Origin of the sequence: Mycobacteroides sp. CBMA 271 (assembly GCF_009729205.1) — a bacterium.
In the GTDB taxonomy this organism is placed as follows: domain Bacteria; phylum Actinomycetota; class Actinomycetes; order Mycobacteriales; family Mycobacteriaceae; genus Mycobacterium.
In genome coordinates this window covers 359,588-376,622 of sequence record NZ_VTHB01000001.1, presented here as the reverse complement: position 1 = coordinate 376,622, position 17,035 = coordinate 359,588, and the positions used below count along the sequence as shown (strand labels likewise).

The 17,035-nt window shown below is 64.3% G+C and carries 16 protein-coding genes and 1 tRNA gene; 10 read left to right on the top strand and 7 right to left on the bottom strand.

Annotation, left to right across the window (positions count from 1 at the left end):
• Positions 1-9: 9 nt before the first annotated feature.
• On the bottom strand, positions 10-486 hold the full coding sequence (locus FZI91_RS01850) for a nucleoside deaminase (RefSeq protein ID WP_155936985.1): 477 nt from the start codon (positions 484-486) through the stop codon (positions 10-12).
• Positions 487-549: 63 nt separating this feature from the next.
• On the opposite strand from FZI91_RS01850, the gene FZI91_RS01845 reads away from it, so the two are divergent.
• The gene (locus FZI91_RS01845) at positions 550-1,458 is read left to right on the top strand and encodes a LysR family transcriptional regulator (RefSeq protein ID WP_155936984.1); all 909 of its coding nucleotides are present in this window, start codon (positions 550-552) and stop codon (positions 1,456-1,458) included.
• Here the strand turns inward: FZI91_RS01845 and FZI91_RS01840 are convergent.
• Entirely contained in the window at positions 1,455-1,970 is a 516-nt protein-coding gene (locus tag FZI91_RS01840; RefSeq protein WP_155936983.1) for a DUF1990 family protein, read from the bottom strand. The two genes, FZI91_RS01845 and FZI91_RS01840, sit on opposite strands and share 4 nt — an antisense overlap.
• 61 nt (positions 1,971-2,031) lie before the next feature.
• Complete coding sequence (locus FZI91_RS01835; RefSeq protein WP_155936982.1) at positions 2,032-3,501, bottom strand: DUF4185 domain-containing protein; 1,470 nt, start codon at positions 3,499-3,501, stop codon at positions 2,032-2,034.
• 261 nt (positions 3,502-3,762) lie between these two features.
• On the opposite strand from FZI91_RS01835, the gene FZI91_RS01830 reads away from it, so the two are divergent.
• The 5 genes from FZI91_RS01830 (at position 3,763) to FZI91_RS01810 (ending at position 10,079) form a co-directional block, all read left to right on the top strand.
• Entirely contained in the window at positions 3,763-5,283 is a 1,521-nt protein-coding gene (locus FZI91_RS01830) for a carboxylesterase/lipase family protein (RefSeq protein ID WP_155936981.1), read from the top strand.
• Positions 5,284-5,327: 44 nt separating this feature from the next.
• Entirely contained in the window at positions 5,328-6,866 is a 1,539-nt protein-coding gene (locus FZI91_RS01825; RefSeq protein ID WP_155936980.1) for a carboxylesterase/lipase family protein, read from the top strand.
• Positions 6,867-7,025: 159 nt separating this feature from the next.
• On the top strand, positions 7,026-8,660 hold the full coding sequence (gene pgm, locus FZI91_RS01820) for a phosphoglucomutase (alpha-D-glucose-1,6-bisphosphate-dependent) (protein WP_162526119.1): 1,635 nt from the start codon (positions 7,026-7,028) through the stop codon (positions 8,658-8,660).
• Between the two features lie 67 nt (positions 8,661-8,727).
• Complete coding sequence (locus FZI91_RS01815) at positions 8,728-9,951, top strand: MFS transporter (protein ID WP_162526142.1); 1,224 nt, start codon at positions 8,728-8,730, stop codon at positions 9,949-9,951.
• A 55-nt stretch (positions 9,952-10,006) separates the two neighbouring features.
• Positions 10,007-10,079: transfer RNA gene (locus FZI91_RS01810), tRNA-Ala, on the top strand.
• A 66-nt stretch (positions 10,080-10,145) separates the two neighbouring features.
• Here the strand turns inward: FZI91_RS01810 and FZI91_RS01805 are convergent.
• Positions 10,146-10,412 carry a GIY-YIG nuclease family protein gene (locus FZI91_RS01805; protein WP_155936978.1) on the bottom strand — a complete coding sequence of 89 codons (267 nt, stop codon included), beginning with the start codon at positions 10,410-10,412 and terminating at the stop codon, positions 10,146-10,148.
• Positions 10,413-10,591: 179 nt separating this feature from the next.
• Here FZI91_RS01805 and FZI91_RS01800 point away from each other — a divergent pair, with 179 nt between their 5' ends.
• Together FZI91_RS01800 and FZI91_RS01795 are read left to right on the top strand one after the other, a co-directional pair.
• Positions 10,592-10,846, top strand: a complete 255-nt coding sequence (locus FZI91_RS01800; RefSeq protein ID WP_155936977.1) for a hypothetical protein — start codon at positions 10,592-10,594, stop codon at positions 10,844-10,846.
• A 124-nt stretch (positions 10,847-10,970) separates the two neighbouring features.
• The gene (locus FZI91_RS01795) at positions 10,971-11,891 is read left to right on the top strand and encodes a DUF4436 family protein (RefSeq protein WP_239001776.1); all 921 of its coding nucleotides are present in this window, start codon (positions 10,971-10,973) and stop codon (positions 11,889-11,891) included.
• An 85-nt stretch (positions 11,892-11,976) separates the two neighbouring features.
• Here FZI91_RS01795 and FZI91_RS01790 read toward each other — a convergent pair whose 3' ends face one another.
• From FZI91_RS01790 to FZI91_RS01780, 3 genes are all read right to left on the bottom strand, one after another.
• On the bottom strand, positions 11,977-13,107 hold the full coding sequence (locus FZI91_RS01790) for a PDR/VanB family oxidoreductase (RefSeq protein WP_155936976.1): 1,131 nt from the start codon (positions 13,105-13,107) through the stop codon (positions 11,977-11,979).
• Positions 13,104-13,994, bottom strand: coding sequence for a metal-dependent hydrolase (locus FZI91_RS01785; protein ID WP_162526118.1), 891 nt, complete (start codon positions 13,992-13,994; stop codon positions 13,104-13,106). The genes FZI91_RS01790 and FZI91_RS01785 overlap by 4 nt, the downstream gene beginning before the upstream one ends.
• A gap of 67 nt (positions 13,995-14,061) precedes the next feature.
• Positions 14,062-14,643: a nitroreductase family deazaflavin-dependent oxidoreductase gene (locus FZI91_RS01780; protein ID WP_155936974.1), complete on the bottom strand. Its 582-nt coding sequence runs from the start codon at positions 14,641-14,643 to the stop codon at positions 14,062-14,064.
• A 513-nt stretch (positions 14,644-15,156) separates the two neighbouring features.
• On the opposite strand from FZI91_RS01780, the gene FZI91_RS01775 reads away from it, so the two are divergent.
• Both FZI91_RS01775 and FZI91_RS01770 read left to right on the top strand, forming a co-directional pair.
• On the top strand, positions 15,157-15,525 hold the full coding sequence (locus tag FZI91_RS01775; protein ID WP_155936973.1) for a DUF2834 domain-containing protein: 369 nt from the start codon (positions 15,157-15,159) through the stop codon (positions 15,523-15,525).
• A gap of 130 nt (positions 15,526-15,655) precedes the next feature.
• A complete protein-coding gene (locus FZI91_RS01770) occupies positions 15,656-16,936 on the top strand; it encodes a trans-acting enoyl reductase family protein (RefSeq protein ID WP_155936972.1) in 1,281 nt (426 codons plus the stop codon).
• Positions 16,937-17,035: the final 99 nt, after the last annotated feature.

Sequence of the window (17,035 nt, the reverse complement as noted above, 5' to 3'; positions counted from 1 at the left end):
GGTAGCAGGCTATACGCCCGCGCGAAAGCGGACGTGCAACGCACGCACATCCTCGGCGAGGTCCGGTGCGGGGCCATCGGTTTCGATCCCGGGTGCTACCTGGTTGATGGACAGAGCCGCGACAGGGCTCGGTGGCGCGTTGAGCTCGGTGAGCCACTGCGTCAGCTGGGCTGAGGAGCTCGCGTAGATGATCCGGCCCAGGCCGACCCACGCGTGCGCCGCTGAGCACATCGGGCAGTGTTCTCCAGAGGTGTACACCGTCGAGGATGTGCGGTCGGCAGGTGACAGGTTGTCAGCCGCCCACCGTGCCAGCTCGAATTCGGGGTGGCGTGTCGAGTCGCCTCCGCTGACGCGATTGCGGTCTTCTATGAGGACGGTGCCATCCGGGCCGGTGAGCAGCGATCCGAAGGGCTCATCGCCGGCATCGAGAGCTTCGCGGGCAAGCTCGACGCACCGGCGCAGATGGCGGATATCGTTGTCGTCCATAATCTCTCATCGTAGCCGGGGCCACATCCCAGCCGTTTCTGCCGGACGCCATAAACTGTGCTTATGCCTCTTCCTCCGGGCACGCCCGACCTCGACGTGCTGGACCTGCTGGTGTCCGTTGCCGAGACGGGCAGCTTGGGCGCCGCGGCACGTCTACACGGCATTTCGCAACCTGCCGCCAGCATGCGTATCCGGGCGCTGGAGCGCCGCCTGCGACTGGTGCTGTTGGAGCGCGGGCCCACCGGGTCACGGCTGACCGACGCCGGACTGTCGGTTATCGGCTACGCCACGCCGGTGCTCGCGGCGGCTCGAGAACTCGTGACGGGGGTGGCCGCCCTGCATTCCGAGCATGTGCCACGCCTGGTCGTTGCCGCCTCGCGCACCATTGCCGACCATCGGATGCCATTGTGGCTCACGGCGCTTCGTTCACGACACGCGGACGTCACGGTGTCGCTCGAAGTCGGTAACACGCAGCAGGTCTGTGAGCTGGTGCGGGACGGCGGTGCCACGTTGGGTTTCATCGAAGGGCCGCACGCGCCCGCCGGTTTGGGTGGGGAAGTATTGGGCGCCGACGAGCTGGTGATCGTGGTGGGGCCGACGCATGCATGGGCCAGGCGGCGTAAACCCGTGACGCTGCGCGAGCTTGCGACCACACCGCTACTCATGCGAGAGCCGGGATCCGGCACCCGCGACACCGTATGGGAAGTGTTGAGCCAGGTGTGTCAGCCTGCGGCACCGGCCGCCGAGCTCGGTTCCGCAGTCGCGATCAAGGCGGCGGTGGCAACGGGTTTGGCACCCGCGGTGATCAGTCGACTCATTGCGGCACCGGAATTGTCGGCGGGAACCCTCTGTGAGGTCACGCTCGCGGACGCGGCGGTGTTCACCCGTCAATTCCGCGCGATATGGAAACCGGGCGCACCGCCAACGGGACCGGCCCGGGCACTGGTGGATCTGGCGTCCTCCCTCGACTAGGGCGACAGTGCGCGCAGGTAGCGGCGACGGAAAATCCGCTGTGCCACCAGGAGTATCGGGAACACCGGCCGCCAGAATCCGGACGGTGCGGCCTGGGTCAAGGAGCGCAGCGTGAGAAACACTGTGCCGTCGGCGTTCCTGTGCACAATGAACGCTTCCTCGCCCGACACAGGATGCCCGGGCAGCGTGCCGTAGGCGAACCCGGATCGGTCATTGGTGTCCGCGACGGCCACGATGCGTACCGGCTCGTGAATGGCTATCGGGCCCCACTCGTAGCTGATCCGGAACTCGGCGCCCTCGGTCACGGCTACCGGCGGGGCCACCCGGAAACCACTGCGCCGCTTGACTCCCCAGTTCAGGACGGCGGTAGCTGCCTCCCGCCATGCGACCTCGCCGTGTCCGATAACGACGGTCTGCTCGAATCGTCGCAATTCCGGCAGGGTGACGGGCCAGGCCGCTTCGTCGGGGCGCGTCGCCCCCGCGTGCTCGTATGTCAATGACTCGGCAGTCATCTGGTGTCCTTCCGCTGCGCATCCGTGCCCACCAGAGGCGGGAAATCGTCGACGCTGAAGGTCAGGGCAGAGTCGTGCGCATCAGCATCACGTTGTACGCCGACCACAGCGACAAGTTGAAGTACAGCTCCTTGCCGGTGGTCCACGGATGCAGGTATGGCGCGTAGGGCCCGCCAGGCATCTGTGCTTCGGTGATGATGACTTGTGGAGGGCTCCAAGGGCCTTGCGGCGCAGGGGACGTCGAGAGCAAGACATCCCCGGACTTGTCGCCGTACATCACCAGGTACTTCTTGAGGTAGGTGTTGTACTGCGCCGACATTTCACCGACCGGGCCCGAAATGATCGGCGATGCGGCGCCGGGATCGCCGGGAACCCAGGTACCGCTGTCGGTGTTCCAGAATTCGTGCTTGCTTGCGTCGGGAAGGTTCGCGGGAAGGGCGCGTGCGACGTGGGCGGATCCGCTTCGGCCAGAAGGTGTTCCGAAGATGTAGATGAATCCGTCGACGCCCTTGACGTAGGCGGCCTGTTGGAACTTCTCATTTCCCGCGGTGAAGGGGACCTGGCTGATGGCGTCGGGTGAAGCCGGACGGACGCTCTGCGGGAACGTCTTCCAATTCTGCCCGTTGTCGTTCGACACCGCGGTGGCCGAGTAGTTGGTGGTCCATTCGCCGGCGCTGTCCCAGCTCTTGATGGACATGTAGTTCATGTACTGGGTGCGTCCCACGGAGACGGCGGCGGTCGGGATGATGCCGCGTTCCTGGGCCGCCCACTTGATGGGCGGAATGATCTGCTTGGAGTATCCCGGGCGAGACTGCGGGGAGCCGGCATACGGGTTGGACGTCGATCCGTCCGCGACCTGGAGCCCACGCGAGAGCGCCTTGTCCTGCGTGCGCAGCAGGGTGTTGTAGCGCCACTGCTGGCTCTTCATTCCGCAGTAACCGTACGTATCGCCGAAGGCCATCAACACCTGACGGCCACCGGAATCACCGTTATCCCACATGATTCCGAGGTCGGTCCCGGAGATGCTGAAGCGTTGCAGCGTGTTGGCGCCGGTGTCCACGCCGGTGACCCAGCCGACGACGGACGTCGTGGGGGAGACGGCGGCCTCGGCGGCCGGGCCGACCGCGGGCGCCGGGGCGGGGGCCGGAGCTACCGCAGCGGCCTGCTGGTCTTGAAGATTGTTCGGCGAGCCCGGCTCGGGCGGATTCGGCAGCGCGGGCCGGGTCATCTCTTGGGCCCAGCCCGGCTTCTTCTTTGCGCTCTGTTGAGGCAGGACCTGCTTGAGGATGGCCAAGGGCAGCTTGCCCAGTTCTGGCAGCGGCGCTTTGTCGTTGGCGTTGACGGGCCTGCGGCCGATGGGCGGCGCCTGGCCGGGCATGCCGTCGTCGGGGACCGGGGTCGGTGGCTGAAGCCCCGCTGCGGGGCCCGCGCAGGGATCGGCGTAGGCCAAGGGTGCAACGTCGACCGCAATGCTTGATCCGAGAATGGCGGAGGTCACCAAGACCACGGAGATTCGGCGACGCGGCGACATGTCAGACCTTCCCGGAGCAGGACGCCATATCGACGTCAGCAATAGACTTCCGTGACGATAGTGGCAGGTGAGGCCAATGTGGCTATTGGTGCATCGATAGGTATGTTCCCGTGACCACGTCGAAACCGAGGCGCCCGGTGGTGACGGATTTCTGAAGACCGCGATCAGTTATCTGTCGCCGGCAGCGTTGCTGCCCTCGAATTACCTGGATTTCACTCACCAACGACTCCCTTGATCGCCTGGGCAGCTATCTTGACTGCCATGGCTTCAGGGTCGAAGACGCCCACTGTCCGCGTGACCACCCCCAACGGAATTGTCGAAGGCTTCGTGCGGGGCGGTGTGCGCCGCTTCCGGTCCATTCCCTACGCCCGCCCCCCGATCGGACTGCTGCGTCTGCGCGCACCACAGCCGGCTTTGCCCTGGGACGGAGTGCGCGACTGCACAGAGTTCGGCGCCGCGGCACCCCAGCAGCGCCGCTACCGGGTGATGGGGCCGGGGCGCGTCCAGCGGGCCAGCGAGGACTGCCTCACCGTCAATGTCGTCACGCCCGATCGTCCATCCAACGAACCGCTGCCGGTCATGTTCTTCATCTACGGCGGCGGCTACCTGTTGGGCAGCTCGGCCACCCCGCTCTACGACGGCGGCTCGCTGGCCCGGCGCGGGTGCGTCTATGTCTCGGTCAACTACCGCGTGGGTGCGCTGGGCGCGATGGATCTGTCCTCGCTGTCCGATCGTGATCACACCATCGACGGCAACCTGTTTCTGCGCGATGTGGTGCTCGCATTGCAGTGGGTGCGCGACAACATCACCACCTTCGGCGGCGACCCGGGCAACGTGACGATCTTCGGGGAAAGCGCTGGGGCGCACTGCGTCGAGACGCTCATGGCCACGCCCGCCGCCGCTGGTCTCTTCCACCGCGCGATCTGCCAGAGCACCGCCAGCGGCATGGCGGTGCCCGCCGAGTCCGCGGCCATGTATGCGCAGAAATTCGCGCAGGTCCTAGGGGCCACACCGGAAACGGCCGCGCAAACCGTGCTGCAGGCGACACCCGCCGAGCTGGGCGCGGCACTCAATGCGCTTATCGCCGACATCGTGGAAAACATGCCCGGCGGATCGTTCGCGATCGGGCCGTGCATCGACGGGCACTACCTGCCCCGGCATCCCATCGAAGCGATGGAACAGGGTGAGGCACATTGTGTTCCGCTGATTGTCGGACACAATGCCGATGAGGCCAAGCTGTTCACCCGGGTTCTCAAGATGATGCCGCTGTCCGAGCACGCGCTCGAGGGGATGCTGATGCGGGGCGGCCCGGCCCACCGCGATCGCATTGTGGCGGCCTATCCGGGGTATCCGGCGCATCCCGCGCGGGTGAAGCTCGCCGGCGATATGAACTTTTCGACGGCGGCCTGGCAGATGGCCGAGGCCCACCATCGGTACGCGCCGGTGTATTTCTACCGCTACGACTACGCACCCGGAGCGCTGCGGATGGCGGGGATGGGCGCCACGCACGCCACGGAACTGCTTGCCGTGTTCGATAGTTACCGTGGCGCGATGGGCACCGTGATGGCCGGGGCCATCGGCCGACGCGACGCCGTACGCGTCAGCAATGACGTGCAAAGACGCTGGCTTGCGTTCGCGCGCAGTGGAATTCCTGGCGACGGCTGGCCAACCTATGAGCCGCCCGATCGCGCGGTGATGGTCTTCGACCACGCGACCCGAGTGGAGCTGGACCCGGAGGCCACTCGGCGTTCGGCGTGGGAGGGCTTCAGTCTCACCCTCTGAATCGGGCATTGTGGCCCAACCGGTTGGTTACCTAGGATGTGCCGATGGCAACGACGCCCCGCTCGCCCCTAGGGGCAGCACTGAGGAAGCCCATCCGCATCAACACCGTTAACGGCACCGTCGAAGGATTCACCCGGGGTGGCGTGCACCGCTTCCGCGGGATCCCCTACGCGGAGCCGCCGGTAGGTCCCTTGCGGCTGCGCGCGCCTCGCCCGGCGATGCCGTGGACGGGGGTGCGCAAGTGCCGCACCTGGGGCGCGGCCTCCATCCAGCAGCATCGCTTCGCAATCATCCTGCCCGGCAAGCCGCAGAAGCTCAGCGAGGACTGCCTGACGCTCAACGTCGTGGCTCCGGAGGGGCCGATCACCGGGCCGCTGCCGGTCATGTTCTTTATCCACGGCGGTGGCTACTTCCTGGGGAGCTCGGCGACCCCGCTGTACGACGGGGCGAGCCTGGCGCGGCAGGGATGTGTGTACGTCTCGGTCAACTACCGTCTGGGTGGGCTTGGCTGCGTCGACCTTTCGTCGTTGTCGGATGAGAAGCACACCATTGACACCAATCTGTACCTGCGTGACCTAGTGCTTGCCCTGCAATGGGTGCGCGACAACATCGGCGCGTTCGGCGGCGACCCCAACAACGTGACGATCTTCGGGGAGAGCGCCGGATCGCATGCGGTGAACACGCTGCTGGCGGTGCCGTCGGCCGCGGGGCTGTTCCACCAAGCGATCTGCCAAAGCACCGCCAGCGGGCTGGTGGTCAGTGCCGAGGACGCGGCCGTGAACGCGCGCCAGTTCGCGAAGTACCTGGGTGCAAACGAATCGAATGCGGCAGAGACCGTGCTCACCGCCTCGCCGCGGAATCTGGTCAAGGCGTTGTTCCGTCTCGTCGGGTCGGCCAAACACGTACCGGGCCTATCGCTGCGCATCGGACCCAGCGTTGATGGCGACGTGCTGCCGCTGGACCCGGTCGAGGCAATGGAACGCGGTGAGTCGCACCGTGTTCCGCTGATCATCGGGTACAACGCCGAAGAGGCGACCCTGTTCACCAAGGTACTCAAGATCCTGCCGATTACGCCGGACGCGCTGGAGCACGCATTGTCCAAAGCCGGTCCGGAGTACGTACAACGCATCGTCGCCAGCTACGAGGGATACCCGTCGGAGAAGGCGATTCTGCAGTTGGCCGGTGATTTGGCATTCGGATCGGCGGCATGGCGGGTTGCGGAGGCACACGGCCGGTACGCACCGGTGTACTTCTACCGGTACGACTACGCCACGCGCGCACTGCGCCGCTACGGGCTCGGACCCACCCATGCCATCGAACTGCTCGCGGTCTTTGGCACCTACCGGACCGTGGCCGCACCATTCCTGGCGGGGCGCAGGGATCGCGCCGCCGCCCGTGCCGTCAGCGACGAAATGCAGAGGCGCTGGCTCTCATTTGCGCGTACCGGTGGCCCTGGTGGCGGCTGGCCCGCCTACACGGTGCCCGACCGGCAGGTGTTGATCATCGACAGTCCGTCCCGGGTCGAGAGCGATCCCGATGGGGATCGACGTCCGTTGTGGCAGGACGTCGCATCCATCGTCTAGCCCCCCCATCGGCCGTCGCCGACGAAAACGCATGCCGAGCTGCCACACGGCGCCGAAGCTTCGCGTGCGTATCGACAATCGGCATGCGTATGCAAACGGGACGCCACTAGCGGCCATTCGGTAAGACACGGTTCACCTGATCCAGGCAGAATCAGGTGCGTGAGTAGCGTGCGCGCCGGACAGCCGGCCCAGCCGGAAGACCTCATCGACATCGCCCACGTGGTGACCGCGTATTACGCGCTTGAACCGGACCCAGAGAATGTCGCGCAACAGGTGGCATTCGGGACCTCGGGTCATCGTGGGTCGAGCCTCGACGGCGCTTTCAACGAGGCGCACATCGTCGCCACTACCGCGGCGATCGTCGAATACCGCACCGCGCAAGGCGTCACCGGTCCGCTGTTCATCGGACGCGACACCCACGCGCTCTCCGAGCCGGCGTGGACCAGTGCGCTGGAGGTTCTGGTGGCCAACGGCGTTGTGGTGGCGGTAGATTCTCGGGACCGATACACGCCGACGCCGGCGGTGAGTCACGCCATACTGAGGCACAACCACGGAACTTCGACTGACCGTGCCGACGGAATCGTCGTCACCCCATCGCATAACCCGCCCCGGGATGGGGGATTCAAGTACAACCCGCCGCACGGCGGACCTGCCGACACCGATGCCACCGGAGCGATCGCCACACGCGCCAACGAGATTCTGCGTAGCGGCTGGCGCTCGGTGAAACGGGTACCACTAGTGCGGGCGCTGAAATCCGTGCAGCGGTACGATTTTCAGCAGACCTACGTCGACGATCTGACCAATGTCATCGACCTCGACGTCATCAAGAACGCCGGAATACGGATCGGCGCCGACCCATTGGGCGGGGCCAGCGTCGACTACTGGGCCGCCATCGCCGACCGGTGGTCACTGGATCTGACCGTGGTGAACCCGCTGGTCGATGCCACCTGGCGATTCATGACGCTCGATCACGACGGCAAGATCCGGATGGACTGCTCCTCGCCGGATGCCATGGCCTCGCTGGTCGCGTCGCGGGACAAATACCAGATAGCCACCGGGAATGACGCCGACTCCGATCGACACGGCATCGTGACCCCTGACGCGGGGCTGATGAATCCCAACCACTACCTGGCGGTGGCCATCGACTATCTGTTCAGCCATCGCGACGGCTGGGCGCAGGGGACTGCGGTGGGCAAGACGCTGGTGAGCTCGTCGATCATCGACCGGGTGGTGGCGGGATTGGGTCGGACCTTGCTTGAGGTGCCGGTTGGGTTCAAGTGGTTTGTCGACGGGTTGATCGGTGGGACAATCGGTTTCGGCGGCGAGGAAAGCGCCGGGGCGTCCTTCTTGCGCCGTGACGGGTCGGTGTGGACCACCGACAAGGACGGCATCATCGCCGCGCTGCTGGCCTCGGAGATCTTGGCGGTCACCGGGGTGACACCCTCGCAGCGGTACGCGCAGCTGACCGAAAAATACGGCGCCCCAACGTATGCCCGCGTCGATGCGCCCGCCAGCCGCGAACAGAAGGCCGTGCTGAGCAAGCTCTCGCCGGAACAGGTGAGCGCAACGGAACTCGCCGGTGAGCCCATCGTCGCCAAGCTGACCAATGCCCCCGGGAACGGGGCGCCGATCGGCGGGCTGAAGGTTGTCACCGAAAATGCCTGGTTTGCGGCGCGTCCGTCCGGAACCGAGGATGTATACAAGATCTATGCCGAATCGTTTAAGGGTGCCGAGCACTTGAGGCAGGTACAGGATGCCGCGCGCGAGGTGGTGTCCGCGGTGATCGGGCAATGAGCCGCTTGCGCGAAGAGCATCGTCTTTGAGTGGCTGTACCGACAACGTCGCAGCCGCCAAACCACGCCTGCCGTGGGAGATCTGGGTTCTCGTCGTCGCGAGCCTGGTTATCGCGCTCGGATTCGGTGTGGTGGCTCCGGCGCTGCCGCAGTATGCCCGTAGCTTCGGGGTGAGCGTCACCGCGGCGACCGCGGTGGTGAGCTCGTTCGCGGCGTTCCGGCTGATGTTCGCGCCTGCCGCCGGGGCATTGGTGCAGCGGCTGGGGGAGCGCTGGGTCTACATGTCCGGCTTGTTGATCGTGGCCGTGTCCACCGGGATCTGCGCGTTCGTGCACACCTATTGGCAGCTATTGGTGTTCCGGTCGCTCGGTGGTGTCGGTTCCACCATGTTCACCGTCTCGGCGGCGGCGCTCCTGGTGCGCATCGCGCCCGACGAGATTCGAGGACGCGCTCAGGGGCTGTACGGGTCGAGCTTCCTGCTCGGGATGGTGGCCGGGCCTGCATTGGGTAGTGCTGTTGTGGGACTGAGTCTTTCGGCGCCGTTCATCATCTACTCGGCGGCGTTGGTGGTGGTCGTCGTGCTGGTCTACTTCGGATTGCGGAACTCCCCACTGCTGGAGGTCGCCGACGAGCATCACGGCACGCCGGTGATGTTGAAGTCCGCATTGCACCATCGGACGTTCATTGCCGCACTGATGTCGAATTTCAGTGCGGGATGGGCGATTTTCGGGATCCGCGGTGCGCTGCTACCGCTGTTTGTGATCGAGGCGTTGCATCAGCGGCCGGGCGCCGCCGGGCTGGTGTTCGCGGCGTTCGCGGCCGGGGACGTGTCGACGGCCTTCCTGGCAGGGTCGTGGTCGGACGATATCGGCCGCAAGCCGCTCGTGGTCGCCGGGCTGGTGGTGTGCGGGTCCACGGTGATGGCGATGGGGTTTGCATCATCGCTGCCGGTACTCATCGTGCTGTCGCTCATCGGCGGGATCGGCGCGGGGCTGTACGCGTCCCCGCAGCAGGCCGCGGTGGCAGATGTGGTGGGCAGCCGGGGGAGGGCGGGAACCGCGCTGGCCACCTTCCAGATGACCTCGGATGTCGGCCTGGTGATCGGACCGGTCGTGGCGGGGGTGATCGCCGAGCAAGCGTCCTACGGGTGGGCCTTCGTGGTGGGCGGTGCGCTACCGCTGGTGGCGGCGGTGGCCTGGATTTTCGCACCCGAGACCCTGGGGAGACTTGCGTCACCGCAGGTTAGGAGTATGCAGGAAGTAGCAGAAGATGTCGGTGGCCCTGAGCGCTGAGATTTTGAGAGCCCGTCGCCGTGGTGTAACTTCGTGCGAGCACACAACTAAACATGGGGCTATGGCGCAGCTGGTAGCGCACCACACTGGCAGTGTGGGGGTCAGGGGTTCGAATCCCCTTAGCTCCACAATAATCCCAGGTCAACGACCTGGGATTTTTTGTCTCCGAGGCAAGAAACGACCCGAAGTGGACACTAATTGGCCACTAATTCGCGCGGCGCGCATATGAGCCGTACCGACCCCTTGGGGTTAAGGGTGCCAGCGTCCCGGATCGGTTGGTGCTCCACGCGCACGGTGTCAACGGGCTTGACTTTTTCGCCTCCTCGCACCTGCTGCTTGACATGGGCCTCGATGTCGGTGGCTTTGCCCGCGTACACGTCCTGACCCTTGGGGTTCGTGACGACGTAGATGCCGCCCTTGGGTTCGCCCGGTGCCGCCTTGGAGATGGTGCAGTTGTGCACCAGGAGGTTGCCCGCGCGGGTGGACAGGTGGACACGGGCGAGTGTGCCGGCGCTAGCTACCTGCGGGCGCCGCCGCTGGCGTTTTCAGACAGTTCCGTGAGGATTTCGAAGGCGTGGAGGTAAGCGGTTTCGTAGATTACTCACCTAACGTTCAGCGAACTTGCAGGAAGGTCACAGTGATGGCTTCAAAGACATGGTTGGGTGCCGGTGTGATGGCATTGGGATTTGCACTACTTCCTACCGGTGTCGCTCACGCCGATGACGTTGTAGTGGAAGGGAAATACTCGACAGAGAAGGCCTGCATGGTTGACGGGCCCGACACGCATCTGGAGAGCAATGACGAAGCCTATCGATATTGGTACTGCGACCAGGGTGACGATGGATTCTGGTACCTACATAACACCGATGCTCCGTATCACGTTGTCGGACACTGATAATGCCGGGCTGGGGGCAGCGGTGCTGAAGCACAAGGGCGGGCGATGGGCCGCTGCCCTGGCCGTCGCACCGGCCCACGCGCTAAGCCGACCACCCTGGTAGGGCAGAGAGTGGGGGAGATGCATGGTTAGTGGACCGATGCGGGCCCGGCTGGGTGTACGCGGGGTGCTCACAGTCTGTGTGGTGCTGTTCCTTGTCATCGGGTGCAGTCTGGGCATTTACCTCTCGCATCGCCGTACGGGCGGAACACCTCAGGTGTTTGGCTCCGCCGACAGCGAGGACCATGTCGAAGTCTCTGTATGGATCAGCCATCTCGACACCGGCTCTCAAACGATGCTTGTAGAGATCACCGAGGTAGCGGCCACGGGGGCACTTGCAGATACGGCGGGAGACCTTCGTCGTGCTGCGCAACTAGAAGTCCCCACCGCCCTCGGCGAAAACCGGGTCATTCAGCTTGATCCTGGAAAAGACACCCCCGACACTGAATGGCGATTCGCCATCACGGGCACTGTGACCGATTACCCGTTCGATGTCTACCGGTCCGCCTTGGTATTTCGCGCCGCCACCGCCGACGGTACCCCGCTGCCGATAGCGATCAGTATCACCAGCGCCGATCCATTTTTCAGAGTCGACGCCGCAATGGACACCCAAAACGCAGGCACGGCCGGCGGTGTGGAAATCGACGTAACCTCTGAACGTGCCACGCCCACAATGGTTTTTGCGTTCTTCGTAATGCTCCTGATGCTCGGACTCGCTGCGGCGGCAGCTACGGCCGCCTACTATCTGCTGCGTTGGCGGCGCGGTTTGAACTTCCCGGCATGCTCCATGATGGCGGCGATACTGTTCGCACTGATCCCGCTGCGCAATGCGGTCCCCGGCAACCCGCCGATCGGGTCGGTCATCGACTTCGTTTCATTCTTCGTGGCAGAGATCATCATCTCGATATCCCTGGTGGCTTCAGTGCTCATCGGATACCGAACCGCGATGGCTCAGGAGCTCTCTGCTCTCACGCCATCGTCTTCCGGAGCGCCCGTGAAACAGTAAACACAGCACACCTGAACTAGCCGACCGGGAGTATCGCACTCACCGGAGGGGCAGAACTCGTCGTTGGCGATCGTGCCACGGGACGTTAGAGGTCGAGGATGAGCCGGTCGCCGGTCGCTCTGGACACACAGATCAGCATTTCGCCGTGTTGGCGCTGTGCAGGAGTTAAGCGGTGGTCGCGGTGCTCGACGTTGCCGACGAGTGTGCGCGTGAGACAGGTTCCGCAGAAGCCCTGTTTGCAGGCGTAACGGACGTTGGGGCGGGCCTCGCGCACTACGTCGAGAACACTGCGATGGGCAGGGATGTGGAGTACTTCTCCGCCACGGAACAGTTCCACGTCGAATGCCTTGCCGTCGATTATGGGCGGAGTGCCGAATCGTTCGAAGTGGAATTCGATTGTGGGATAGTCGGTTAGCAACTCGGCCATGGTGTGGATCATGGACGGCGGTCCGCAGCAGTACAGTGCGTCGGCCTCTTCGATTTCTCCCGCGAGCTGCGCTGGTGTGGGCGGGCCGTCCACGTCGTCGCAGTGGATGGTTACTCGGTCACCGAAGCGTTCTAGTTCGTTGAGGAATGGCATCGATTCTCGGCTGCGGCCGGCGTAGATGAGTGACCATCTGATTTCCCGTTGTTCGGCGTAATCGAGCATCGGCAGGATGGGGGTGATGCCGATGCCTCCGGCGACAAAACGAATGCTTCTGGATTGTGTAGATCCACCGTTACTACCATGGGCTGCAGGGTGATTGGCGGCAATCAGAGGAAATGCATTGCGGGGTCCCGCGACAGTGATTGTGGCGCCCGGTGCCAACCTCTCGTGGATTTCGGCTGACCCGGCCCCGCCGGGAACCCGCCGAACTGCGATTCGGTAGCTACGCGTGTCGGCGGGGTCCCCGCACAGCGAGTAGTGGCGAAGCAGTCCAGACGGCAGCTGCACCTGCAGGTGGGCCCCTGGCCACCAGCGGGGAAGCGGGGTGTTGTCGGGCGCCCTCAAATGGAGACTGACCACGTCGTCATCGACGGCGACCAAGGCCATGGCGCGCACTATAAGTTGCTGGGCGTCGACGGTAGGGCTGCCGAGCTCGCGGCCACGAACCCCTAGGCCGGCCAACCACGGCAAGCGGGGAGCCACGGCGGCCATCAGAGTCAGGGCGCGTTCGTGTTTTCGTTTGCCGTAGAGATCTGCCGGGACGTCCTTCAAGCCGAGTGGTGTGCTCATATCGCGCCGGCCCGCACTGCGGGTGACTTCGCAAGGTAGGCGACGGCTTGGGCGGTGTTTCCTTCACCCTCAGGGGTGTATGAGGGTTTCGTGTACCGGGCGACCGTACTGGCGAGCATGCGCAGCGGGGGCAAGGCGCCGCGCTGGGAAGCCTTGGCGTATTCGCGTAGTAAACCGAAGTACCCGAGGTTGGGCAGCGTGGGATCTGAGTGGACCAGGAACTTGGTCCCGCGGGCGAGTAGGTAAAAGATACCTATGGCCGTGCTCACGCCCAGCACGACACGGGTCAGGTACCCTACCCCGAGATAGCGCGCAACATCGAAGACCACTCGCCGGTGTTCGACCTCTTCGGCCGCGTGCCAGCGCATCATGTCCAGCGTCACGGGGTCCGCGCCGAACTTCTCGAGGTCGGCGTCCAAGTGCCACTGCCCCATAGTGGTCGCGAGCATCTCCACGCCACTGTATATGGCCAAACTGAGGGCCAGGACGCGTCGGTGAGCCGCACCGCTCGTCGAGTCGAGGATGCGCTGGGTAAGAGCAGCCGCGAAGTCCGCCTGCCGGGTGAATGGTCGCGCATCAATTCCGTTGGGGCCAAGAAATTCCCATAGCGCCGCATCATGAGACTGGGCATGCATCATCTCCTGGGCGGCGAAACCGAAAGCGACTTCACGTAACTCGGGATCTGTCATCAGCTCACCCGCTCTTCGGACAGCATCGGCCATGAGTGGCTCACCTGCCGGAAAGACGAAGTGCACTGAGGATTGCCAATGCGACGCATACGGCTCGCCAGGTATCCAGTGCAGCGGTGCATCGGACAATTCGAAATGCACGTTGCGCGGGCGCAGTGCCAATTGTCCGATCTCGTCATCGGTGTGGGTTGTGCTCATTGCGACTCCTCCTCGAGATTCACGTGTGCTGTGACGTATCGGGCGATGCGCCACTGCAGAGGCACTTTCAGACAACATCGGATTCTTCGACGGCCGGGGGTGTGGCCGTTCCGTTCTCGCGCAGTGCGATTCGGGCCGCGGGCTCCAGCGCGAACACGCGGACCTCTCGCTCGCGTCCCGCACGCTCGGCATAGGCGGCGTAGTTTTCGCCGATCTCGGCGAACGCGTGCAGGAATCGTCGCTGCTCTTCTCCGTGTAGCTCAGTGGCTACCGCAGGTACCGTGTGGCCTCCGATTGTCACGTCGGCGCGGTGATCGGCGAGCAGGTTCGATGTCCACGCCGGATGGTGATTCTGACCAAAATTGGTGCCCACGACAACCAGGCGATCGCCATCGCGGACGTAGGTCAACGGCTGCTGGCGCGGCTGTCCGCTCTTGCGTCCAGTCGTGGTCAGTACTAGCAGTGGCATGCCTATCGGACCCATCGCTGTGTATCGGCCCTTGGTGCGCGCCAGGACGAAGCGGTCAAACGGGACCGACAGTCGGGCGAGCGCCGCAGCGAGAGGGGAAGATGCCAACTTCATCACGCGTTTACGGGTGCTGTCTCGTCCTGCGCCCCAGACGGATTCAGGAAATGAAACCTCGGACATGGACCCCTCCTTCGTGCCGGCCTCCGCGCCTTCCGGTCATCTCCGGCACAACGCCTTGTGTGATCAGAACCTGCGACTGCCACCCAATCTCGCCGGTGCGAGATATTTATCCATAACTACTAGTATTAGGTATACACCGTCTGGTCTACTCTGTATAGGACTTCGACAGAACCGTCGAGGCTCTTGGCCCTCGAGCCATGAAAGGGCAAGCGTGTCATGCGAGGAGCGGGAAGAAACAAGCACGGATTCAGTCTTCTGCAGGGTTCATCGTGGACGTGACCGGAAGGGGCGGGCGGGTAGTGCTATGGGTGCGTCCACTGGCAGGGGCCCTGCTCACGATTCGGCATGTTCACCCCGAGCTGTTCACCGCGTGCGCGGGCTTCGTGTCCCATTACCTGGACTTGCCCCCAGGGATACCTATGTCTCTCGCGGGTCTCACTGCGTTGGCTGCTAGCCGATGTGCCAGGCCGGCGACCGAAAACCATCTCGAAAACGGAAAATGAAAGGAAACGTATGTCCGACAACAGTTCCGCAGAAGGTCTCGACAAGGTTAAACGCGCCGGCCTCGCAGCGCTGGCGGTCACCGGATTTTTCGCTCAGAACGCCATCGCTCTACCGTATGCGTGGAAACACGGGCCAATTGCCGCGATCCGGGCCTTCTTCCTCTTCGGTGATATCCGGAACAACCCACAAGGCAAGTTTGCGGTACTTGATCTTTATCTGCTTGGCCTCGCATTTGCGTTATGGTCTCTTCGAGAGTCCGTGAGGTTGAGGATCTTTCACTGGTGGTTGGTGACCATGGCACTGACGGTCTCGGTGGGAGTAGGTACGGCTGCGCCGTTCTTCTACCTGGTTCGTGACCGCACGCTAGAGAACGCGTGAACGGCGCCACTCGCCTGGGCGCGCATGTGGCCGCGAAGACGCAACCGCATGGCTCAGATATGCGTGGCGGTGATTACAGATTCGGCCACAGTGTGGCCGCGACTAGTGTTGCAGGAGTGGGAGGTTAATCATGTCGGAGAGTCTTCGGGTAGGCGGTTCATCGACGTCCCGCGAGCATGACATTGTTCTGTACGGCGCGACGGGGTATGTCGGGAAACTAACGGCTCAATACCTGGCGGGTCGCGTCCAAGCCACTGGCGCCCGCATCGCGCTGGCCGGGCGCAGCACGGAAAAGCTTGCGGCGGTGCGCGATGCGTGCGGCCCGGCGGCGCGGGAGTGGCCGCTTGTCGAGGCCGACACCACCAGGCCGTCGACACTTGAGGCCATGGCGATCTCTACGCAAGTTGTCGTCACTACCGTGGGCCCGTACACCAAGTACGGGCTGCCGCTGGTCGCCGCATGTGCCAAGGCCGGTACCGACTACGCGGACCTGACTGGGGAGCTGAACTTCACCCGAGAGAGCATCGACGTCTACGGCAAACAGGCCGCGGATACCGGAGCGAGGATTGTTCACTCCTGCGGTTTCGATTCCATTCCCTCGGATCTGGGCGTATACGCGCTTTACGAGCAGGCCCGCGCGGATGGGGCCGGTGGCCTACTGGACACCACCTTGGCGATGCGCAGGTTCCGTGGTGGTGTCAGCGGTGGCACCGCTGCCTCCGGGCTAGAGATGATGAAGGCCGCCGCCGGGGACCCCGAGGTGCGGCGCAACATGCAGGACCCCTACTCGTTGAGTCCGGACCGCCCGGCCGAACCGGAAGTAGGGCGTCAGCGCGAATTCGAAATAGTCCGTGGGGATTCCGTGGCCCCGGAACTTGACGGCTACTGGTTGGGCGCCTTCCTCATGGGTCCGTACAACACCCGCATCGTGCGGCGCAGCAATGCGCTGCTGGACTGGGCGTACGGGACCCAAATGCGTTACCGAGAGGTGATGAGTCTCGGGCATTCTGTTGTGGCCCCTGCCGCGGCCGCCGTGGTGACCGGCGCGCTGGCGGCAGGCTTCGGCTTGGGTACCAGGGTTCCGTTTCCGAAAGTCATTGTCGAACGGGCGCTTCCGAAGGCGGGTAGCGGTCCCAGCGAACGTGCGCGGGACGCCGGGTTCTACCGGACCGAGACCTACACCGCCACGGCCGAGGGCATTCGGTACCGAGCGATCGTGGAGCAGGAAGGCGACCCGGGCTACAAAGCCACTGCGGTGCTGCTTGGTGAGAGCGGCCTGACGCTGGCGCTTGATCGCGCCGAACTGCCGGACCGTCGGGGTGTGCTGACGCCTGCTACCGCCATGGGTGGCCCGTTGCTGAGGCGGTTGCGGGCGACCCCCGGGGTGACGATCGAAGTCGAGCGGCTCTAGATCGAGCCGCCCACGACGGAAGGAGGGGCTGCGTCACAGTCGATGGGCCGGCGCGCAGATTGTGAGGTCGTGAACTCCCTAGGTCTGCGGCCACCTGGG